Below are 21,013 nucleotides of genomic sequence, written 5' to 3'. Positions count from 1 at the left end.
AACTGCGCTTTAGCGCCGGTCTGCCGCTCGACTACGTCAGATTAACTGATCACGCATTGGGTTATCTTCAACCTTTGACACTCTTACCAAAGAGCGGATCCCCGAGGCCTGTCCAAGATAGACGAATCGTCCCGTCTATTCCCAGCCGCCCAACGCGTGAGCGCAACCTATATCGCTTCCTCAGGAAATCCAAGCTTTTTATTTGCGATAACAACAGGGGGCCTACAAACCTGCAGCAACGTGTCGCGTTACCGATGAAATTGAAACACAAGCACCCGGTCGTTCTGGCCGTAGTCAAGAACCGCCTCGACAAGGAGAAATCCTGCTCCTTCAAAAACCGAAGTCACCGTTTCACGCTGATCGTAACCGATCTCCACCCCTATCTTGCCATCCGGGTATAGAAACCGCGCCGCATCCTTTGCGATCGCCCTATATGCATCCAGCCCATCAAGGCCCCCGTCAAGGGCCGCGGGAGGATCGAAATCCTTTACTTCTGGAGCGAGAGTAGAAATGACACTGGACGCAATATAGGGCGGATTTGAGACAATCACGTGAAATCGTTCGTGGATGGCATCAAACCAGCTTCCTTGCGCAGTCTCGAACCGCGCCGCCAAGCCATTCCGCTCCGCGTTCCCGCGGGCAGTCTCCAGCGCCTCAGCGGAGATATCGGAACCGACGCCCGTCGCTTGCGGGCATTCACGCAGCAGGGCCAGACAAATGGCCCCCGTTCCCGTTCCCAGATCCAAAATGTGGACATTCCCAAGCTCGGATTGAAGGCGCCGCACATGCGGCAGCATGGTATCGACGAGGATTTCGGTGTCGGGACGCGGCTCGAGCGTGGCGGGCGACAACCGCAACGACAGACCGTAGAATTCCCGCTCACCGAGGATTCGATAAACCGGCTCATGGTTCAAACGGCGGGCGACCGCCGCCCGCGCCGTCGTCACATCATCCGGCAGCACCGCCTGGGAACCCCGTGTCACAAGTTCCGTCGATGAAAGGCGGAGAAGCCCTCCGACCAGGATGCGCGCCTCGGTGGCGGGATCATCGAGGTCTGCCTCCGCAAAGCTGGCGCGCACCTCCTGCAGGAGCCCGGCTACGGTCGACCCCTGCCCGCCGCTCATGCCTGTTCGCCAAGCTGGGCGAGCTGGCTCGCCTGGTAATCCGCCAGAAGCGCATCGACCACCTCGTCGATCTCGCCTTCCATCATCCGGTCGAGCTTGTAGAGCGTCAGGTTGATGCGGTGATCGGTAACCCGTCCCTGCGGGAAATTATAGGTGCGGATGCGTTCGGATCGGTCGCCGGAGCCAACCTGGCTCTTGCGATCGGCCGAGCGTTCGCTGTCGGCGCGCTGGCGCTCCATGTCGAAGAGACGCGAGCGCAGCACCTGCATCGCCTTGGCGCGGTTCTGATGCTGCGACTTTTCCGAGCTCGTTACCACGATGCCGGAGGGAATATGGGTGATGCGCACCGCCGAGTCCGTGGTGTTGACGTGCTGGCCGCCGGCACCCGAAGAGCGCATCGTGTCGATGCGGATATCCTCGGCGCGGATCTCGATATCGATTTCCTCGGCTTCCGGCAGCACGGCGACGGTTGCCGCCGAGGTATGAATTCGGCCGCCCGCTTCGGTCTCCGGCACGCGCTGCACGCGATGCACGCCGGATTCGAACTTCAGCCGCGAGAACACGCCCTTGCCGCTGATGGTCGCGATGATTTCCTTGTAGCCGCCCGCCTCGCCTTCGCTCGCCGAGAGAACTTCGACTTTCCAGCCATTGTTCGCGGCGAAGCGCTCATACATGCGGAAGAGATCGCCGCCGAAAAGCGCGGCTTCCGAGCCGCCGGTCCCGGCGCGGATTTCCAGGATCGCGCTCTTCTCGTCGGCGGCGTCCTTCGGCAGCAGCAGGATCTGGATTTCCTGTTCCAGCACCTCGATCCGCTCCTTGACCTCGGGCAATTCCATATCGGCAAGATCGCGCATCTCGCGGTCGACGGACTTGTCGGTGAGCATGGCTTCCAGATCCGAAGCCTCGGCAATCGCCTTCTCATAGTCGCGGATCTTGGCGACGACCGGCTGCAATTCGGAATATTCCGAAGCAAGCTTCACATAGACATCCGCGGCGGGACCGGCGGACATGCGCGCCTCGATTTCACCGAAACGGCGCTCCAGCTCGCGCATTTTTTCAACGGGAAGCTTGGCCACCCTAGACTCCAATTCTTCTTATTATATCTGCTGTGATGTGATGCGCATGATCTCGTCCGGACACCGCTTACGGTCTTTCGGGATCACACGCTAAAGCGGAATATTGTGACTTTCGGCGAAGCGCACAAGGATATCGCGCATCGAGGTCGTCGGACGCTTGTCGTTCAGTGCCTCCTCCATGACGGTCGAGAGGGCCTGAAGATCGAGCCCCAGAAGCATCGCCTTGACCGGACCGATCGAGGCCGGCGACATCGATACCGAACGGAAGCCGAGGCCGAGCAGTGCCATGGCCGAAATCGTCTTGCCGGCCAGTTCGCCGCAAAGCGTCACCGGCGTCTTGTTGCGCTCGCCGGCCCGCACGATATCCCGAAGAATACGCAGGAACGGCCGGTCGAGCGGATCGAAGCGATCCGACACGCGGGCATTGCCGCGATCCACCGCCATCGAGAACTGGAACAGATCGTTGGAACCGACCGAGACGAAATCGACTTCCGCCATCAGCTCGTCCAGTTGCCAGAGCAGCGCCGGCACTTCCAGCATGGCGCCGAACTGCAGCTTGCGCGGCAGGCTATGCCCGAAACGGGAGAGATGCTGCACTTCCTTCTGCAACAGCTCGCGCACCGCCTTGATCTCGGAGACCTCCGTGACCATCGGCACCATCAACTTCAACTCGCCGTCGGCCGCCGCCTTCAGCATGGCCCGCAGCTGCATGCGCAGCAAGCCCGGGCGATCCAGGGAGAGACGAATGGCGCGCCAGCCGAGAGCCGGATTCTCTTCCTCATGCGCGCGGAAATAAGACACGACCTTGTCGCCGCCGATATCAAGCGTTCTGAAGGTGACGACGCGCCCGTCCGCCTGCTTTAACACATTGCGGTAGAACGCCTCCTGCTCATCCGCCTTCGGCATGGTGGAAGCGATCATGAACTGCAGTTCCGTGCGGAACAGGCCGATGCCTTCGGCACCGGATTCGGCAAGCTGCGGCAGATCGACCAGCAGGCCGGCATTCATCTGCAATGAAATGCGCTGCCCGTCCTTGGTGACCGGCTCGACCGAGCGCAACGCGCGGAACTGCTCCTGCCGGCGGGCGCGAAAACGCACCTTTTCCTCGTAGGAACGCTGGTGATCGGCCATCGGCCGGAGATGCACATGGCCACCATCGCCATCGATGATGACCGAATCGCCGTTTTCCGCAAGGGCGACGATCCCGGTCGCCTGGCCGATGACCGGAATGCCCATGGCACGGGCGACGATGACGACGTGGCTCGTGACGGCGCCCTCTTCGAGCACCAGGCCGCGAATATTGGCACGGGGATAGTCGAGCAGCTCGGCAGCACCCATGGCGCGCGCGAAGATGATCGCATCGTTCGGGAAACCTTCGGCGCTTGTGCGGCCCGAATGGCCGATAAGCTGCCTGAGCAGCCGATTCGCCAGGTCTTCGAAATCGTGCATGCGCTCGCGCAGATAAGGATCGGTCAGGCGCATCATGCGCGCCTTGGTATCGCTCTGCACTTTTTCGACAGCGGCTTCCGCCGTCAGGCCGTTGCGCACGGCTTCTTCGAGCTTGCGCACCCAGCCCTGGTCATGCGCGAACATGCGATAGGTTTCGAGCACCTCGCGATGCTCGCCCTCCATCGAGACGTCGCGGCGCGACAGCATGTCGTCGATCGAAATACGCAGCGAACCGAGCGCTTCGGCCAGCCGGCGGATTTCCTTGTCGGCATCCTCGTTCAAGAGGTTGGTGACGACGATGCGCGGCTCGTGCAGCACGACATAGCCGAGGCCGATGCCTTCATTGTAGCAGTCGCCGTCGATGGTAACCGAACGGGTGAGATCGAGTTCCAGTCCCGGCTTCGTGATCTTCTTCAGCTCGCCGGTGGCGATCATTTCGGCGAGCACCATCGCCGTGGTTTCGAGCGCTTCCAGCTCTTCTTCGCGATAGGTCCGGCTCGCCTTGTTCTGAACGACGAGAACGCCGAGCGACCGGCCGGTGCGCAGGATCGGCACGCCGAGGAAGGAATGGTAGATCTCTTCGCCCGTTTCCGGCAGGTAGCGGAAGGCGGGATGCGATTGCGCGTCGGACAGGTTGAGCGGCTGGGCGGAGGCGGCGATCGTGCCGACCAGGCCTTGCCCCATCTTCAATTGCGAAAGGTGGACGGCTTCCTTGTTAAGGCCCTCTGTAGCATAGAGCTCGAGTACCCCGTCGGCGCGCAGCACATAGACCGAGCAGACTTCGGCGACCATGTTGCTGGCGATCTGGCGAACGATCCGGTCAAGACGCTCCTGCGGCTCCAGCGGCTCCGCCATCAATTCGCGCAGCCGCTTGAGCAGAACGCGTGGACCGCCGGATAGGTCTCTCATTGCGTCTCTAGCTCCCGAATCAAGATGTCATGCCATTCTTGCCCGCGTCTGAGCCGGCCGAAGCTTGCCTCCGTCACGGTCCGTCGTCAGCAGTCCTGTATCAACTCTTATCCAGACCGTAGCAGGAATGCAAAGTCCTGACTGCCAGTTCCGCATAAGGACCGTCGATCAGAATGGAAATCTTGATTTCTGACGTCGTAATGGCCTTGATGTTGATACCTTTTTCGGCAAGTGCCCGGAAAGCGGTCGCGGCAACGCCAGCGTGCGAACGCATGCCGACGCCGATGACCGAAACCTTGACCAGACCTGATTCGTTTTGGATCACGTCGTAGCCGATCTTTTCCTTGTTCTCGCCGAGAACGCGCAGCGCCTTGTCGACATCGCCCGAGGGAACCGTGAAGGTCATGTCGGTCTTGGAGCCGTCCTCGGAAATATTCTGGACGATCATGTCGACATTGATGTGGTTTTCGGCCAGCGGCCCGAAGATGGCGGCGGAAACGCCCGGCCGGTCGGCAAGACGGCGCAGCGAGATCTGGGCCTCATCCTTGGCATAGGCAATGCCGGTGACTACTTCCTGTTCCACGATTTCTTCCTCGTCACAAATCAGCGTTCCGGGCGGGTTCAAGAGATCGCCCATGCCCGGAGCATCGGGATCTTCAAAAGAGGAGCGCACGAAGGTGCGAACCTTAAAGACCATGGCCAGCTCGACCGAGCGCACTTGCAGCACCTTGGCGCCGAGCGAGGCCATTTCGAGCATTTCCTCGAAGGCGATCTTCTTCAGGCGGCGTGCCTTCGGCTCGATGCGCGGATCGGTCGTGTAGACGCCGTCGACATCGGTATAGATATCACAGCGATCGGCCTTGACGGCAGCGGCGATCGCCACCGCCGACGTATCGGAACCGCCGCGGCCGAGCGTCGAGAGGCGGTTGTCCGGGCCAAGCCCCTGGAAGCCGGCGACGACAGCCACCTGGCCTTCTCCCATGCGGCGGATCATTTCGCCGCCGTCGATTTCGAGAATGCGCGCCGCGCCATGCGCATTGTCGGTGCGGATCGGGATCTGCCAGCCCTGCCAGGAGCGGGCGTTGATGCCCATGGCCTGCAGCGCGATCGCCAGCAGGCCCGATGTCACCTGCTCGCCGGAAGCCACCACCGCGTCATATTCGCGCGCATCATAGATCGAATGATCGGCACCGGCGACCTTCGGCATGTTCTGGACCCAGCCGACCAGCTCGTTGGTCTTGCCGGACATGGCGGAAACGACGACCGCGACCTCATGGCCGGCGTCGACTTCACGTTTCACATGGCGTGCGACATTCTTGATACGGTCCAGATCCGCGACGGACGTTCCGCCGAATTTCATCACGATGCGTGCCATGTGCCTCTACCAGTACCCGGCGCCGGGCGGCCGAAATGCGATAAGCCCGGCATGCAAAATCGCCCTTCCGGTTTGGTAGCCGGAAAAGCTTGATCTCAATGGGGGCGTCTCTTAGCGAGTTTGGCAGGCGGGTGCAATAGCTTGGCACAGCCGGCGCCCCTAAAACTATTCTCTACTACTCCACTTTTAGGCTCGACCACATCTTGTCGAGGATAGCCCCTTCCTTGGGGATATTTTCCTTGTTGGAGAAAGTGGCAACGAGTACGCCGCCATCCGGACGCCCCGTAGCCACGATCTCATACTCCATGACATCATTTTCCGTTGAGGTTTCCGCCTTGACGCCTTTCAGCACGACCCCGCCGATAATTGAGCGCTGCGTGGCCTGCTTCGTCATCTTGGCACCGGCGTTGATGCTTTCCTGAACCATCTGCTGCAGCACGAAATCCGTGATGCTTGAAGGATTGAGTCCCTTGTATTCCTGCACGATGATGCCGGTGCCAATCGGCGTTATCAGCGCATATTGCTGCACGGTGCCGCCAAGGTCAGTCTTGGCGACAGAGAACTGGCCATCGTGATCGAAGGAGAATTTGGTCCCGGTGAACGTCACCGTTTCGCTGCGCTGCAGCGCCACCGAGAGCTTGCGGCCATCCTTCATCGTCATGTCGAGCGTGTCGCCGGGATTGATTCCCACTTCGACGCCATCGATGGTCAGGCGAAAACCCTTGCCGTCTCCGGCCTTCGCCGGCGCGGCCGCGAGACAGGCAATTGCAATTGCCGCCGCAAAACATAGTGGTCTCATAAGGAACTCCTCCATAAGTCGGCCGATCGAAATCGATCCGGCTCTGCAAGTCCATTTGACAGCCCCGGCGATTGATCGGCCATGCGACGGTTCACTGTCAACCACCGTCCAGCCGGTCTCACCGATCGGGACAGCCGGCGGACAGCATCTAAGGCCCGGCCCTTGACATCGGCCGCCGATCGTCCGACTTCACATCCGACAGATTATTCCTCGCAACCGTCCGAACGAGTGGCGCGGCACAGACCAGGGAGTGAGCCATGACCGAAGCGGCGAAAAGCACGATCGACCAGAGCGAAGTGGACCGTTTCTCCGCCATGGCGGCCGAATGGTGGAGCCCGACCGGCAAGTTCAAGCCGCTGCACAAATTCAATCCCGTTCGCCTTGCCTATATCCGCGATCACGCCTGCGAAAACTTCGGCCGTGATCCGAAGAGCGGCCGGCCTCTGGAGGGCCTGCGCGTGCTCGATATCGGTTGCGGCGGCGGATTGCTGTCGGAGCCGATGGCGCGCATGGGTGCCTCCGTCGTCGGCGCCGACCCCTCCGAAAAGAATATCGGCATCGCCTCGACGCATGCGAAGTCCTCCGGCGTTGCCGTCGACTATCGCGCCGTCACCGCCGAGCAGCTGGCCGAAGCCGGCGAGACTTTCGATATCGTGCTGAACATGGAAGTGGTCGAGCATGTTGCCGACGTCGAGTTCTTCCTGTCGACCTGCGCGAAAATGGTGCGGCCCGGCGGCCTGATGTTCGTCGCCACCATCAACCGTACGATGAAGGCGGCAGCGCTTGCGATCTTCGCCGCCGAAAACGTCCTGCGCTGGCTGCCGCGCGGCACGCACCAGTATGAAAAGCTCGTTCGCCCGGAAGAGATCGAAAAGCCGCTCGCCGCCGATGGGATGGACATCATGGCCCGCACCGGCGTGTTCTATTCGCCGCTGCAGGACCGATGGAACCTGTCGAAGGACATGGATGTGAACTACATGCTGCTGGCGAAGCGGCCGGGCTAAAGCCACTATCTGCCGAAAGCGGGCAATTTGGCCTAGACTTTCAGCGCCCTGACATGCGCCAGCAGATCGCCCTGGCCTATGGCATTCAGGGCAGCGATTTCCTTCACCCGGCCACGGTCGATCTCTGCGGGATGGCCGTCAGGGCCGTAGGGGTGCTTGAACGAGAAGGCGCGAGCGCTCGGCCCGTTGTCGTGAAGATGTTCCAGCCGCTCGACACCGTCTTTCCATGCCGGAACCGTATCGGCATCCAACCACCAGAGAACCAGCGGCGGCCAGCTTTGCCTGACATTCCAATGCCGAGCATGTTTCAAGGCATCCGCATGCACACCGCTATAGCTAAACGCCATCAGCGATTCGATATCCGCCCAGAGCGATAGCGACGACGGAGCGGTCGCAAAGCCGCTACCTGCGATGAAGCGCGGAAAGATCTGTTCGCCCCAACAGGCTATGCCAGGCTCACCTGCATAACCGGAACGGCCGATGAAGCCATAGGCCCGAGCCGCCGCCTCGAAATTCGCCGCTTCCCGCAGGCGAAATCCTTCCACGGCGGGACTTTCATAAGCCGCGACATGCAGCCCGAAATTATACATGGCGAGATGCCTGCGGCCGTCTGCCGGCATCAATTGGTATCGTCGGGTAGGACGGGGATGGCGGCGATTTCGATACCCTCGTCGACAAGAGCCTTCGCCTCGTCCGGCGTCGCCTTGCCGATAATCCCGCGTGCATCCGCCTCGCCATAATGGATCTTGCGGGCCTCTTCGGGAAATTTCGTGCCGACATCCTCGGCATTGGCTTTGATGGCTTCGACCGCTTCCTTGAGCTTGGCCATCGCTTCCTTACGGGCAGCATCCATGGCAAGCGTCTGCATCTCGGTCTTCTTGCGCGCGGTAGATACAGACGGCGCCATCAGGAGCTTTGAAATCGCGGCCGAATTGCAGACGGGGCACGTCAGGAAACCGCTTTCGACCTGCCGGTCGAAATCGGCACTTTCCGAAAACCAGCCCTCGAACTCGTGGGCATTGTCACAACTAAGGGAGTAGCGGATCAAGCAGCGACGCCTCCAGCCGCCGGCGTCGCGATCTTTTCCAGCGAAAATTCACGCGCATTCTTCAGGTTTGGAATTTTGTCATGGGCTGCTTTCACCGCCGCAATATCGATCTCGGCGATAACCACCGCCTCGCCTGTGCCGCCGGCGGATGCCAGCACCTTGCCCCAGGGGTCGATGATCATCGAGTGCCCGAAGGTCTCACGGCCGTCCTCATGCTTGCCGGCCTGCGCGGCGGCGATGACGAACATGCCGTTCTCGATGGCGCGGGCGCGCAAGAGGATTTCCCAATGCGCCTCGCCGGTCTGCCTGGTGAAAGCGGCAGGGACCGTCATTACTTCGGCGCCGGCAACAGCCTGGGCGCGGAAGAGCTGCGGAAAGCGCACGTCGTAGCAGATGGAAAAGCCGAGTTCGGCAAAGGGCAGCGACGTGATTCGTGCCTCCGATCCAGGCCGATAGACCGCGCTCTCGCGCCAGCTTTCGCCATTGTCGAGATCGACGTCGAACATATGGATCTTGTCGTAACGGTTGACGAGCTTGCCGTCAGGACCGAAGAGGAAGCCGCGATTGGCGATCTTGCCGTCGTCGAGCGCGATTGCTGTCGAGCCGATGTGGAGGTAGATGCCGAGTTCCTTCGCCAGCTCGGCGGCCGTCTTGACGATGATGTCGCCTGCCTCATCGCGCAATACGGCGCGCAGACCGGGTCGGTCCTTCTGCACGGCGCCCGTCATCTCCGGCGTCTGCACATAGACAGCGCCCTGCGAAGCGCCTTCACGGACCAGACGCGCCATGTCGGCTGCGTTCTTCACCGGATCGACACCGGAGCACATCTGAATGGCGGCGGCTTTGAAGGTCATCGTCGTCTCCCTTGCGAAGCGGTTCAGGCGGCGAGCATCGGATCGAGCTTGCCGGCCCGATCGAGCGCATGGATGTCGTCGCAGCCGCCGACATGCTCGTCATTGATGAAGATCTGCGGGAAGGTCGAGCGGCCGTTTGCCTTTGATATCATCTCCTGGCGCAGCTCGGGCGAATAGGTTGCGTTGCGCTCGACATAATCGACGCCCTTGGATTCGAGCAGCGATTTCGCCCGGGCGCAATAGCCGCAGAATTCACGCGTATAGATAACGACGGATGTCATGATCCACTCCGGAAAAGTACAGGTTCACAGTCATATAAGATGGCCGACGACCCTTGCAAAGGTCAAAACCGTCACATCCGCCGCACCGGCTTTCTTCAGGGCGCGTGTCGCCGCCGCCACCGTCGCGCCGGTGGTGTAGACATCGTCGACAAGCACGACGCGCCGGCCGAACACATCGCCCGCGCGATGCTCTGACACCGCGAACGCCCCGCGCACATTGTCCTGCCGCGCCTTGGCGCCAAGACCGACCTGCTGGCTCGTGCGCTTGACGCGCAGCAGCGTCGCCGGAAGCAGCGGCTTGCCCGAAAGGCGGGCAAGATGGCGGGCGAGTTCGGCTGCCTGGTTGTATTTGCGCGCAAACAACCGCGCCCGATGCAGCGGCACTGGGATTATGGCGTCGCAAGCGGTGACCATGCCGTCGCTGGCGCGCAGCATCCAGCCGGCCATCATCGGCGCCAGATCGGTACGATCGCGATATTTCAAGCTGAGAACGAGGTCGCGCACGATGCCGTCGTGAACCGCGGCGGAACGCAGCCGGTCGAAAACCGGCGGGTCGGCGATCGCCTCGGCGCTGAGGATCCCAGCGCCGAGATCATGGGAAAACGGGCTGCCCAGGATCTCGCAATAGGGCCGCTCGATGAACCGGATACCGGACCAGCAGGCGGGACAAAGGCCGCGATGCGCGCCAACCGAAACCCCGCAACCGGGACAGGCAGGCGGATAGACCAGATCGGCCAGAGCCAGCCAGGGCCTTATCAGCCCGGACCGCAATTTCGTTAGCGTGATTTCGCGCGCCATCATCCCCATATGATTGACACTAGCTTTTTCCCGCAGGCTTTGCGAAGGGAAAAGTGCGTGCTCGCCACGCCCCGCCGAAGTGATGATATTGCAGGAAACCGCCATGGAAATCGTGTTCGACCAATCGCTGCTCGCTGCCCGCAAACGCCGGGCGCTGCGACAGGGCGACGCCAAGGCTGCGTTTCTTCTCGACATCGCGGCGAGCGAACTGGCGGAGCGACTTGGTGTCATCGAACGGCATTTCGACGAAGCGGTGGAGCTTCACGGCGCGACCGGCATCGCGGCGCGCCTCGCACTGGCGACCGGCAAGATCGGCCACCTCAGCAGGATCGAAAGCGAGACGGGCTTTGCCGCACCCGGCGAGACCTTGATCGCGGCGCCGCTCGAGGAATTGCCGCTCGAAGCCGAGTCGGTCAATCTTGTCCTCTCTCCCCTCAGCTTGCATGTCACCAACGATACGCCTGGCGTTTTCATCCAGGTCCGCCGCGCGCTGAAGGCCGACGGCCTTTTCCTGGCGGCGATCCCGGGCTTGGGAACCCTGCAGGAATTGCGCGATGTGCTGCTGGCAACCGAGATCGAACTGACGGGTGGAGCCAGCCCGCGCGTCATCCCCTTCGCCGATGTCCGCGATGTCGGCGGCCTTTTGCAGCGCGCCGGTTTTACCCTGCCCGTCATAGACGCCGAGACCTATACGGTGCGCTACGACAATCTGTTCGCGCTGATGCGCGACCTCCGCGCCATGGGCATGACCAATCCGCTTGCCGACCGCAGCCGCAAGCCGCTGACACGCGCCTTTTTCCTGCGCGCCGCCGAACTCTACTCTGAGCGCTATTCCGATGCCGACGGCAGGATTCGGGCCACCTTCTCGATCATCTATGCATCCGGCTGGACGCCGCATGAAAGCCAGCAGAAGCCGCTTCAGCCGGGTTCGGCCAAGGCACGCCTGGCCGATGCGCTCAAGGTCGAGGAGCACAAGCTCAAATAATAGTCCGTCAGTCGAGGCGAATGGAGCGGGCGGCCGCTTCAATTCCCGGAAGCGGACGAATTCTGAATCGTGTTGGACAATATATTGAAGGCGCTCGCAAGGCTCCCGCCGAAAGCGCCGACACCACTGATGATCGCCGCGGACATGAGGGCAGCGATGAGGCCGTACTCGATGACCGTTGCACCGGTCTTGTCATTGAAAAAACGCCGTACAGAACGCATACGCTCAAAGCTCCCAGCCCCAGCATTGGACATCAACATCTCGTGAATCCGATGCTCGTCATGGCATCTGGCAGGCTATGCGTAAGCTCTATTGGCAGCCGCTGTCGGCGCCGTACCCCTGAACGATGCAGACCGAACCCGGCTCATGCTGCAGCACACTGCGGCGGATCGTATAACGCTTGCCGTTTTCAGTCTGTGGGATCGAACCGGTGGTAATATTGTCGAGATCCGGTGCACTTGCAAGCACACGCGACTTGGATTTGTCGGAGAGCATTGGCGTCAGGATAAGCGAAAGCGCGACCGCCGCCGTACCGAACAGCAAAGCGATATTCAACGCGCCCGTCTTGCGCGACGTGGAATAGGACTGCTCTTTTTCCTGAACAGCTTTCCAGAAATCGTCGTCCATTGTGTCAAGCCTTCTCTAACGCACCCAACAACCGCTTGATTGAGAGCATTGAATGCCAGAAGGTCATAAACGATCCCTTAATATCCACATGCAAATTAATGAGGCGTAATATTCCGGGACAGCGCCCGATTCGGGCTATAGGCCTGATATTAAATGGCTAATTTCTGTTAACCATACTTGCCGGATGCCGTCTCTGAGCGCGCCAAATATGTGCGCTGCAAACTCAAACAAGACCCGGTGCGTCATCAGGCGACAAACTCCTCTCATAATAGCACGCCAAAGAATAGTTATAAATAGATTACACCAATAGATTGATGTTGACGCCCACTCGCGCGAATGCAACGCATGACAAAGATACCATTCTTATAAGTTGTGGCGGAGCTGACATATGGTGGGGTTGTTCAAAGCGGTCGGCGGCCTCGTTGTCGCCTTCGCGATCGTGTTGGCCGTCTCGATGCTTTTCATCGGTGGCATCGGCGGCTTTGTCGCGGGGCTGGCCGCGGCGCTTTTCTATGCATTTTGCGGTGCCGTGATTTTTACCTTCGGATTGATGCTCGAGCATCTAGAGGCAATCCGCCGGGATTCAGCCACACAATCGGAAATGCTGACGGAGTTGCTCCGGAGAACACCGAAGACAGAGCCTTCCCATCGAGAGGCTACGGCGAATAATCTCGATCAGCTCGCTCAGTCGAACTTCCGCTTCAAGGAAATCTAACCCTAAAGCAGATCCTGCAGGAATGGGATCAGCGGCTCATCGGCCGGCGGCATCGGATAGTCGCGCAGGGCCTGCGGCCGCACCCATTTGATCGCCTGCCCTTCCCGGCCATGCGGGATGCCTTCGTAACGCCGGCAGATATAGAGCGGCATCAGCAGATGGAAGGTTTCATAGGTGTGGCTGGCGAAAGTCAGCGGTGCCAGGCAGGCAATCTTGGTCTGGATACCAAGCTCTTCCTCAAGCTCGCGCACCAATGTCTCCTCCGGCGTCTCGCCGGTCTCGACCTTGCCGCCGGGGAATTCCCAGAGACCGGCCAGCGACTTGCCCTCGGGCCGCTGCGCCAGAAGAATCCGGCCATCCGTATCGATGAGCGCACAGGCGGCAACGAGAACGATCTTGCGGCCAGCTTCGCTCATGCTTCCTCCGAAGATTGCCAATAGCAATAGCGATAGGCCTCGCGGAATCCGAAGCGGGCATAAAGCGCCAGGGCCGGCTCGTTGTCGGCGGCGACCTGAAGCCAGGCCGTCTTGGCGCTGCGCATCCGCGCCCAACGCAACGCCGACGTCAGGATTTCGGCACCCAACCCCTTGCGCCGATGCTGCGCCGAAACGGAAACCGACAGAATACCGGCAAGATCATTATCCTGTACGCAAAGTGTCGTCGCCACAGGTCCGGCATCGTCATTCTCGATGACGAAGAGACCCGACGGCGGCTTGATGCTGCTCACCACCTCGGCCAGCGCGGGCTTCAGGGCCGGATCAGCCCCATCAACCAGCAGGCTCGCGTCGACGTAGCGGCCGACATCATGGCTCGGAAGATGATCGAGCATATCCGGCAGCTCCAGATCGACCAGATCGGCGATCATGACGAGCGTCTCGTCGAACCGCGTCCAGCCGCGCTTCTGCAGGAGATCGATGAGCTGCGACGAGGCGAGCGGCGTCTCGCGCACCACCATCGGCCTGCCATAAGCTTCGAACTTCCGCTGCGCCTTCGCCAGCCGGATTTCGAGATCGCGATGATCGGAGGGGTCGAGCGGCACCACCGAATTGAGCCGTTTCGACGGATGACCCGCCGTCAGCCGCACCTGCCAGCTGCCATCATACTGCACGGACGAAGCAGGCCATGCCCGAAAGCCAACAGCTTCGAGCCTGCGCACCAAGGGCAGCTTGTTTATCGTGGACTGCGCATGCATCAGCGGGATATCAGCTCCGGTAGTCGCCATTGATGGCAACATATTCCTTGGTGAGGTCGCAGGTCCAGACCGTCGCGCGGCCATTACCGAGGCCGAGATCGACCTTCACGGGAATATCCTGCTGCTTCATCACGTTCGACGCCGCCTCCTCCGAATAGGAAGCGTCGCGTTCGCCGTTAACGGCAACGCGGACATCGCCGAACCAAATGGCGAGCTTGTCGCGATCCGCCATCTCGCCGGCCTTGCCGACCGCCATGACGACGCGGCCCCAATTGGCGTCTTCGCCGGCGGCCGCTGTTTTGACCAGCGGCGAATTGGCGATGGAAAGCGCAATGCGCTTGGCGGCAGCGTCATTTTCGGCGCCGGTCACGGTGATCTCGAGCATCTTGGTGGCGCCTTCGCCGTCCCGGACGACCTGGATGGCGAGGTCCTTGAGGAGTTCGTTGAGTGCCGTGCGGAACGCCGCAAGCTTCGGGTCATCGGCGAGGTCGATGCGCGCCTGTCCGTCAGCCGCGGCAGCGCCGGTGGCAAACAGCATCAACGTATCCGAGGTCGAGGTATCGCTATCAACAGTCATGGAATTGAAGCTCGGGCCGACACCATCGGACAGCAGCGCCTGCAGCGCGGAAGAGGAAATATCGGCATCCGTCACGACGAAGGAAAGCATCGTCGCCATATCGGGGGCGATCATGCCCGCACCCTTGGCAATGCCGTTGATGGTGACCTTGACGCCATCGATCTCGGCGCTGCGGGTAGCAACCTTCGGATAGGTATCCGTGGTCATGATCGCCTTGGCCGCTTCGAACCAGAAATCGCTGACGGCATCCTTCGCCATGGTGTCGAGCACGCCGGCAAATTTGGTCGCGTCCAGAGGCTCGCCGATGACGCCTGTCGAGGCGAGATAGACTTCGTTTTCACCGCAACCGACGGCAGAGGCAGCGGACTTGGCGGTCAGTTCCGTCGCCTGGCGGCCCTTCAGCCCGGTAAAGGCATTGGCATTGCCGGAATTGACGACGACGGCGCGAGCGCTGCCATGCGCCAGGTTCGCCCGGCAGAAATCGACGGGAGCCGAGGGGCACTTCGAGCGTGTGAAAACGCCGGCGACAGCTGCCGGCTTGTCGAAGACCATCAGCAGGACGTCGGTGCGGTTCTTATACTTGATGCCGGCGGAGGCCGTGGTCATGCGCACACCGCGAAGGGCAGGCATGGAAGCGAAGGTTTTGGGTGCAAGCGGAGAGACGGAACCGGACATGAGAGCCACCTGATAGTGAAAGGCCCGGAAAATCCGGGCCCTGATGATCTTGCTTGCGACTGTTTACTGCTGCGGCTGGGCGTCAGGCGAGACGGCGTCGTCCGCCGGTGCTGCGTCCTGCTGCTTCTGCGCATCCTCATAGGCCTTGCTGAGCGCCGGGTCGCTGATGGCGACCTTGCTGTCCTGCTTGGCCTTGTTCAGGAGTTCAAGATACTTGTCGCGCATGACGAGCTGACGAACCTGGTCCTTGACCTGATCGAACGGCGGTGGCGGAGCCACGCGCTTGTCTTCGACCTTGATGACATGCCAGCCGAAATCGCTCTTGACCGGAGTCTTCGTGTAAGTGCCAACCGGCAGGGCAAAGGCAGCGTCTTCGAATTCCTTGACCATGCGGCCATGGCCGAAATAGCCGAGATCGCCGCCGTCGGCCTTGTTCGGATCGGTGGACTTTTCCTTGGCGAGTTCGGCGAAATCCTTGCCGCCGTCGAGTTCCTTGATGACTGCCTTGGCTTCATCCTCGGTCTTCACCAGGATATGGCGGGCATGCACTTCTTCCTGCTTCGGAAGGGCGGCGACTTCCTTGTCGTAGCGGGCCTTGACTTCGGCATCCGTGATGGCGTCGGCAACATGCGCCTTGAAATAGGCATTGTGCAGCTCGCGGTCGCGCAGATAGGCCATGTGAGCCTGGAAGTCCGGAGTCTGATCGAGCTTCTCGGCGGCGGCCTTCTGCGAAAGCAGCTTCACGTCGATCGAAGCCGAAAGCGCGGCGACCTTCTTCTGGTCGTCCGGAAGCTGGCCGAGCTGCGGATCAAGATTGGCGATCGCCAGATTGAGTTCGGACTGATGGATTTCAACGTCGCCGACCTTGGCGACAACGGGATCCTGGGCATCAGCCGCAAAGACAGGCGCCTGGAAGGTGATGATTGTTGCGAAAGCAACCGCAGCAAGTTTGTTGTACTTCAACATAAAATAACCCTTCGGTGGTCTCGACCGGCTCGATAGTTATGATTCCGGCGTGAAAAAGCCTTCAGCAGGAGAATGTGGCCTTTGTGTATCGGCCAAATCCCGTTGACATCAATCGACCCCCCTCTTATCTGTCACGCAACCTCGCGTCCAGAACAGTTTCCGGCCGTTTTGTGCTAAACTCCCGTTTTTTTGGGAATGGATAAAGCAGGATACGGCAGGATGAAATCTCAGAAAGGACCAGTAACATGGTCAGCCTAGGTGGAATTGCCCGCAAGTTGTTCGGCTCGTCCAACGACCGCCGCGTGAAGTCGTTCCAGCCGAATGTCGTTGCCATCAATGCGCTCGAGCAAGAGATGCGCGCGCTGTCCGATGAAGCTTTGACCGCCAAGACGGTTGAGTTCCGCCAGCAGCTCGCCGATGGCAAGACCCTCGACGACCTCCTCGTTCCCGCCTTTGCGGTGGCCCGCGAGGCGTCGCGCCGCGTTCTCGGCATGCGACCTTTTGACGTACAGCTCGTCGGCGGCATGATCCTTCATTCCAATGCCATTGCCGAAATGAAGACCGGCGAAGGCAAGACGCTCGTGGCGACCCTGCCGGTCTATCTGAATGCGCTGGCCGGCAAGGGCGTGCATGTCGTCACGGTCAACGACTACCTGGCACAGCGCGACAGCGCCACCATGGGCCGCCTCTATGGCTTCCTCGGCATGACCACGGGCGTCATCGTCCACGGCATGTCCGACGACGAGCGGCGCGACGCCTATGCCTGCGACATCACCTACGGCACCAACAACGAGCTCGGCTTCGACTATCTTCGCGACAATATGAAATACGAGCGCGGGCAGATGGTCCAGCGCGGCCATCCCTTCGCCATCGTCGACGAAGTGGACTCCATCCTGATCGACGAAGCGCGCACGCCGTTGATCATTTCAGGCCCGCTCGACGACCGTTCCGATCTCTACACGACGATCGACGCCTTCATCCCGCGCCTTTCGAAGGAAGATTACGAAATCGACGAAAAGCAGCGCTCGGCCAACTTCTCCGAAGAAGGCACCGAGAAGCTGGAAAACATGCTGAGCGAGGCCGGCCTGCTCAAGGGTGAATCTCTTTATGACGTCGAGAACGTCGCGATCGTCCACCACATCAACAACGCGCTCAAGGCCCACAAGCTCTTCCAGCGCGACAAGGACTATATCGTGCGCAACGATGAAGTCGTCATCATCGACGAGTTCACCGGCCGCATGATGCCGGGCCGCCGCTATTCGGACGGCCAGCACCAGGCTCTGGAAGCCAAGGAACGGGTGCAGATCCAGCCGGAAAACCAGACGCTGGCGCAGATCACCTTCCAGAACTATTTCCGCATGTACGGCAAGCTCGCCGGCATGACCGGCACGGCGTCGACGGAAGCGGAAGAATTCGGCAACATCTACGGCCTCGACGTGATCGAAGTGCCGACCAACCTGCCGATCCAGCGTATCGACGAGGACGACGAGGTCTATCGTACGCATGAAGAGAAATTCAAGGCGATCATCGCCGAGATCCTGGATGCGCACAAGCGCGACCAGCCGGTGCTCGTCGGTACCACATCGATCGAAAAGTCGGAACTTCTCGCCGACCTCATGCGCAAGCAGGGCTTCAACAACTTCCAGGTCCTGAACGCCCGCTACCATGAGCAGGAAGCCTACATCGTCGCCCAGGCCGGCGTTCCCGGCGCGGTGACGATCGCCACCAACATGGCCGGCCGCGGCACCGACATCCAGCTCGGCGGCAACCTCGAAATGCGCGTCGAGCGCGACCTGCACGATGTCGAGCCCGGTCCGGAGCGCGACGCTGCGATCGCCAGGATCGCCGAGGAGATCCAAGTACTCAAGCAGCGGTCGATCGCCGCCGGCGGTCTCTACGTCATCGCCAGCGAGCGCCATGAAAGCCGCCGCATCGACAATCAGCTGCGTGGCCGTTCCGGCCGTCAGGGCGACCCCGGCCGCTCGAAATTCTACCTGTCGCTGCAGGATGACCTGATGCGCATCTTCGGCTCCGACCGCATGGACGGCATGCTGCAGAAGCTCGGCCTCAAGGAAGGCGAAGCCATCGTCCATCCCTGGATCAACAAGGCGCTGGAACGCGCCCAGAAGAAGGTCGAAGCCCGCAACTTCGACATCCGCAAGAACGTTCTGAAGTATGACGACGTGCTGAACGACCAGCGCAAGGTCATCTTCGAGCAGCGCGTCGAGCTGATGGACGCGACGGATCTCACCGAAACCGTCGGCGACATGCGCCACGACGTCATCGAGGATCTCGTCGCCAAGCATATTCCTGAACGCGCCTATGCCGAGCAGTGGGACGCCGATGGCCTGAAGGCGGCGGTCGCCAACTTTTTCGACATCGACCTCCCGATCCACGACTGGGTCAAGGAAGAGGGCATCGCCGAGGACGACATTCGCGCACGCCTGACGGAAGTCACCGAAAAGGCCGCCACCGAAAAGGCTGAGCGTTTCGGCCCCGAGATCATGACCTATGTCGAGCGCTCCATCGTCCTGCAGACGCTGGACAATCTTTGGCGCGAGCATATCGTCAACCTCGACCATCTGCGTTCGGTCATCGGCTTCCGCGGCTATGCCCAGCGCGACCCGCTGCAGGAATACAAGGCCGAGGCTTTCGAGCTGTTCCAGGCACTCTTGAACAACCTGCGCCAGGCCGTGACAGCCCAGCTTTCACGTGTCGAACTCGTGCAGCAGCCGGCCGAACCGCAGACCCCGCCGATGCAGGCACGCCATATCGACGCCACGACAGGCGAAGACGAGTTCGCGCCGTTTAGCCTCGCAAGCGAAAGCTTCGTGTCTCCGGAAAGTCGCGACCCGCAAAACCCGGCAACCTGGGGCCGCGTCGGCCGCAACGAGGCATGCCCCTGCGGCTCCGGCAAGAAATACAAGCATTGCCATGGCGCCTTCGAGAGCACCGAAGTCGTCTGACATATCGTTGCTTTTGAAAATCAACAGGATGCCGCCTTCGGGCGGCATTTTTTGTTGCGGTGAGCCGCCATCGCTTATGTCGCTTTCAAAGGTTATAAAGAACTGATTCTTAACTCTCCTCTGCCAAGACTATCGCAGGTTGATGTCATATTTAAAGTATTGCGTATCGATGATGGCGGTCTTTCAAACAGCAGAGAGAATGCTGCCGTCCGCATTGCGGACTGCGCTATCGCCATATCTGCATAAACTTGCCGACCTTCTCACGGGCCACGACGAAAAGTCCGTTTCGCAGCGCATGGCACTGATCGCCTTCGCCATCCGCATTGCCGGCGCAGCACTCGCCTTCGTCTCGCAGATCGTCCTCGCCCGCCTGATGGGCAGATTCGAGTATGGCGTCTTCGTCTTCGTCTGGGTGCTGATGATCCTCTTCGGCAACCTCGCCTGCTTGGGCTTCCCCACCGCCGTCATCCGTTTCCTGCCGCAATATGAAGCCAGCGACAATCATGACGCCGTCCGCGGCCTGAATGCGACGGCGCGCCTGTTCGTCGTCGCGGTCTCCGGCGCCCTGGCGCTTATCGGCGCGATCCTGCTTTACGCCTTCAGCGGCAAGATCGAGCACTACTACGTCATGCCTGTTTTCCTCGGGCTGATTGCCGTGCCGATGATCGCGCTCGGTGACGTTCTGGATGGTACGGCGCGCGCCAAACACTGGCCGATCATGGCCTTGAGCCCGACCTTCCTGATCCGTCCGACGCTGATCCTGCTCTTCATGCTCGCCGCTGTCCTTGCAGGCGCACCCCGCGATGCGGTCACGGCAATGGCAGCGGCGCTGGCAGGCGCGTTTACGAGCGTCCTCCTGCAATACCTCGCCGTGACTTTGCGCCTGCGCCGCCATTATCCGAGCGGCGCGAAAGCCACCGAGTTCAATGCCTGGCTGGCGGTCGCCTTTCCGATATTCCTGGTCGAAGGCGTCGGCTATCTCCTTACCAATTCGGACGTCATCGTCGTCGGGATCTTTCTTGATCCGGAGGAGGTCGCCGTCTATTTCGCTGCCGCCAAGACCATGGCTCTGGTTCATTTCGTCTATTTCGCCGTCAAGGCAGCCATCGGCCCGCGCTTTGCCGCCATCATCGCCGAAAACGACCGGTCCAAGCTCGCCGCCTTCGCCACCGAAGCAACGCGCTGGACCTTCTTCCCGGCGCTGGCCGTCGGCCTTGCCGTCCTGGCGGCCGGGCAGTTCCTTCTGTCGCTTTTCGGCGCTGCCTTCGCCGAAGGCCAGGTGGTGATGGCCATCCTGCTTGCCGGCATCCTCGTCAAGGCGCTGGTCGGTCCCGCCGAAGTGCTGCTGACGATGGCGGACAAGCAGATGCTCTGCGTCTATCTCTATGCTGCGGCGCTCGTCGCCAATATCAGCCTCAACGTCATCCTCATTCCGCATTTCGGCATCGAGGGTGCGGCCATTGCCGGTGCCGCCGCCATGGCGGTCGAGGCCCTGCTGCTGCATCTTGCCGTGCGCCATGCGCTCGGCATCACGCTATTCGCCCTCATCCGCCGCCCGGCGGCACTCGCAACGACGAACGGGGCTCTCTGATC

At 60.9% G+C, this 21,013-nt stretch carries 21 protein-coding genes; 5 read left to right on the top strand and 16 right to left on the bottom strand.

Features of this window, described 5'->3' with window-relative positions; translation table 11 throughout:
• Nucleotides 1-248: 248 nt before the first annotated feature.
• The 5 genes from prmC to GA0061101_RS06215 form a co-directional block, all read right to left on the bottom strand.
• Nucleotides 249-1,124, bottom strand: coding sequence for a peptide chain release factor N(5)-glutamine methyltransferase (gene prmC / locus GA0061101_RS06235; protein WP_092573240.1), 876 nt, complete (start codon nucleotides 1,122-1,124; stop codon nucleotides 249-251).
• Nucleotides 1,121-2,200, bottom strand: a complete 1,080-nt coding sequence (prfA, locus tag GA0061101_RS06230) for a peptide chain release factor 1 (RefSeq protein WP_037196636.1) — start codon at nucleotides 2,198-2,200, stop codon at nucleotides 1,121-1,123. Before prfA ends, prmC begins: the two co-directional genes overlap by 4 nt.
• Nucleotides 2,201-2,290: 90 nt before the next feature.
• A complete protein-coding gene (ptsP, locus tag GA0061101_RS06225; RefSeq protein ID WP_047640852.1) occupies nucleotides 2,291-4,558 on the bottom strand; it encodes a phosphoenolpyruvate--protein phosphotransferase in 2,268 nt (755 codons plus the stop codon).
• A gap of 100 nt (nucleotides 4,559-4,658) precedes the next feature.
• Nucleotides 4,659-5,933: an aspartate kinase gene (locus tag GA0061101_RS06220; RefSeq protein ID WP_037196641.1), complete on the bottom strand. Its 1,275-nt coding sequence runs from the start codon at nucleotides 5,931-5,933 to the stop codon at nucleotides 4,659-4,661.
• Between the two features lie 175 nt (nucleotides 5,934-6,108).
• Nucleotides 6,109-6,732, bottom strand: a complete 624-nt coding sequence (locus GA0061101_RS06215) for a hypothetical protein (RefSeq protein ID WP_047640864.1) — start codon at nucleotides 6,730-6,732, stop codon at nucleotides 6,109-6,111.
• Nucleotides 6,733-6,989: 257 nt separating this feature from the next.
• On the opposite strand from GA0061101_RS06215, the gene ubiG reads away from it, so the two are divergent.
• Nucleotides 6,990-7,736, top strand: coding sequence for a bifunctional 2-polyprenyl-6-hydroxyphenol methylase/3-demethylubiquinol 3-O-methyltransferase UbiG (ubiG, locus tag GA0061101_RS06210; protein ID WP_092573239.1), 747 nt, complete (start codon nucleotides 6,990-6,992; stop codon nucleotides 7,734-7,736).
• 32 nt (nucleotides 7,737-7,768) lie between these two features.
• On the opposite strand, the gene GA0061101_RS06205 is transcribed toward ubiG, so the two are convergent.
• Genes GA0061101_RS06205 through GA0061101_RS06185 form a run of 5 tightly spaced genes read right to left on the bottom strand, consistent with a single transcriptional unit; the run spans nucleotide 7,769 to nucleotide 10,726 of the window.
• Complete coding sequence (locus GA0061101_RS06205; RefSeq protein ID WP_092573238.1) at nucleotides 7,769-8,356, bottom strand: DUF3291 domain-containing protein; 588 nt, start codon at nucleotides 8,354-8,356, stop codon at nucleotides 7,769-7,771.
• Nucleotides 8,356-8,784: a DUF1178 family protein gene (locus GA0061101_RS06200; RefSeq protein ID WP_037196647.1), complete on the bottom strand. Its 429-nt coding sequence runs from the start codon at nucleotides 8,782-8,784 to the stop codon at nucleotides 8,356-8,358. Before GA0061101_RS06200 ends, GA0061101_RS06205 begins: the two co-directional genes overlap by 1 nt.
• Nucleotides 8,781-9,638: a carbon-nitrogen hydrolase family protein gene (locus GA0061101_RS06195; protein ID WP_037196648.1), complete on the bottom strand. Its 858-nt coding sequence runs from the start codon at nucleotides 9,636-9,638 to the stop codon at nucleotides 8,781-8,783. The genes GA0061101_RS06200 and GA0061101_RS06195 overlap by 4 nt, the downstream gene beginning before the upstream one ends.
• A 23-nt stretch (nucleotides 9,639-9,661) precedes the next feature.
• A complete protein-coding gene (gene grxC, locus GA0061101_RS06190; protein ID WP_092573237.1) occupies nucleotides 9,662-9,919 on the bottom strand; it encodes a glutaredoxin 3 in 258 nt (85 codons plus the stop codon).
• Between the two features lie 30 nt (nucleotides 9,920-9,949).
• The gene (locus tag GA0061101_RS06185) at nucleotides 9,950-10,726 is read right to left on the bottom strand and encodes a ComF family protein (protein ID WP_047553429.1); all 777 of its coding nucleotides are present in this window, start codon (nucleotides 10,724-10,726) and stop codon (nucleotides 9,950-9,952) included.
• Between the two features lie 94 nt (nucleotides 10,727-10,820).
• Here GA0061101_RS06185 and GA0061101_RS06180 point away from each other — a divergent pair, with 94 nt between their 5' ends.
• A complete protein-coding gene (locus tag GA0061101_RS06180; protein ID WP_092573265.1) occupies nucleotides 10,821-11,702 on the top strand; it encodes a class I SAM-dependent methyltransferase in 882 nt (293 codons plus the stop codon).
• A gap of 38 nt (nucleotides 11,703-11,740) precedes the next feature.
• Here GA0061101_RS06180 and GA0061101_RS06175 read toward each other — a convergent pair whose 3' ends face one another.
• On the bottom strand, nucleotides 11,741-11,962 hold the full coding sequence (locus GA0061101_RS06175) for a Flp family type IVb pilin (RefSeq protein WP_425349990.1): 222 nt from the start codon (nucleotides 11,960-11,962) through the stop codon (nucleotides 11,741-11,743).
• Between the two features lie 49 nt (nucleotides 11,963-12,011).
• Nucleotides 12,012-12,329 carry a hypothetical protein gene (locus GA0061101_RS06170; protein ID WP_034481918.1) on the bottom strand — a complete coding sequence of 106 codons (318 nt, stop codon included), beginning with the start codon at nucleotides 12,327-12,329 and terminating at the stop codon, nucleotides 12,012-12,014.
• Between the two features lie 388 nt (nucleotides 12,330-12,717).
• On the opposite strand from GA0061101_RS06170, the gene GA0061101_RS06165 reads away from it, so the two are divergent.
• The gene (locus tag GA0061101_RS06165) at nucleotides 12,718-13,044 is read left to right on the top strand and encodes a hypothetical protein (RefSeq protein WP_092573236.1); all 327 of its coding nucleotides are present in this window, start codon (nucleotides 12,718-12,720) and stop codon (nucleotides 13,042-13,044) included.
• Nucleotides 13,045-13,046: 2 nt separating this feature from the next.
• On the opposite strand, the gene mutT is transcribed toward GA0061101_RS06165, so the two are convergent.
• The 4 genes from mutT to GA0061101_RS06145 form a co-directional block, all read right to left on the bottom strand.
• Nucleotides 13,047-13,460 carry an 8-oxo-dGTP diphosphatase MutT gene (gene mutT / locus GA0061101_RS06160; protein ID WP_092573235.1) on the bottom strand — a complete coding sequence of 138 codons (414 nt, stop codon included), beginning with the start codon at nucleotides 13,458-13,460 and terminating at the stop codon, nucleotides 13,047-13,049.
• Nucleotides 13,457-14,266 carry a GNAT family N-acetyltransferase gene (locus GA0061101_RS06155; protein ID WP_037196656.1) on the bottom strand — a complete coding sequence of 270 codons (810 nt, stop codon included), beginning with the start codon at nucleotides 14,264-14,266 and terminating at the stop codon, nucleotides 13,457-13,459. Before GA0061101_RS06155 ends, mutT begins: the two co-directional genes overlap by 4 nt.
• Nucleotides 14,247-15,488: a bifunctional glutamate N-acetyltransferase/amino-acid acetyltransferase ArgJ gene (gene argJ, locus GA0061101_RS06150; RefSeq protein ID WP_092573234.1), complete on the bottom strand. Its 1,242-nt coding sequence runs from the start codon at nucleotides 15,486-15,488 to the stop codon at nucleotides 14,247-14,249. Before argJ ends, GA0061101_RS06155 begins: the two co-directional genes overlap by 20 nt.
• 63 nt (nucleotides 15,489-15,551) lie before the next feature.
• Entirely contained in the window at nucleotides 15,552-16,454 is a 903-nt protein-coding gene (locus GA0061101_RS06145) for a peptidylprolyl isomerase (RefSeq protein ID WP_092573233.1), read from the bottom strand.
• Between the two features lie 245 nt (nucleotides 16,455-16,699).
• Between GA0061101_RS06145 and secA the strand changes: the two genes are divergently transcribed.
• Nucleotides 16,700-19,420, top strand: coding sequence for a preprotein translocase subunit SecA (gene secA, locus GA0061101_RS06140; RefSeq protein ID WP_092573232.1), 2,721 nt, complete (start codon nucleotides 16,700-16,702; stop codon nucleotides 19,418-19,420).
• Between the two features lie 172 nt (nucleotides 19,421-19,592).
• Nucleotides 19,593-21,011 (top strand): lipopolysaccharide biosynthesis protein, encoded by a 1,419-nt coding sequence (locus tag GA0061101_RS06135; protein WP_092573264.1) that lies wholly within the window; start codon nucleotides 19,593-19,595, stop codon nucleotides 21,009-21,011.
• Nucleotides 21,012-21,013: the final 2 nt, after the last annotated feature.

Source organism: Martinezella lusitana (assembly GCF_900094565.1).
GTDB lineage: Bacteria > Pseudomonadota > Alphaproteobacteria > Rhizobiales > Rhizobiaceae > Rhizobium > Rhizobium lusitanum.
The sequence above is the reverse complement of the archived record's forward strand: the minus strand, read 5'-3'. Positions and strand labels throughout refer to the sequence as shown.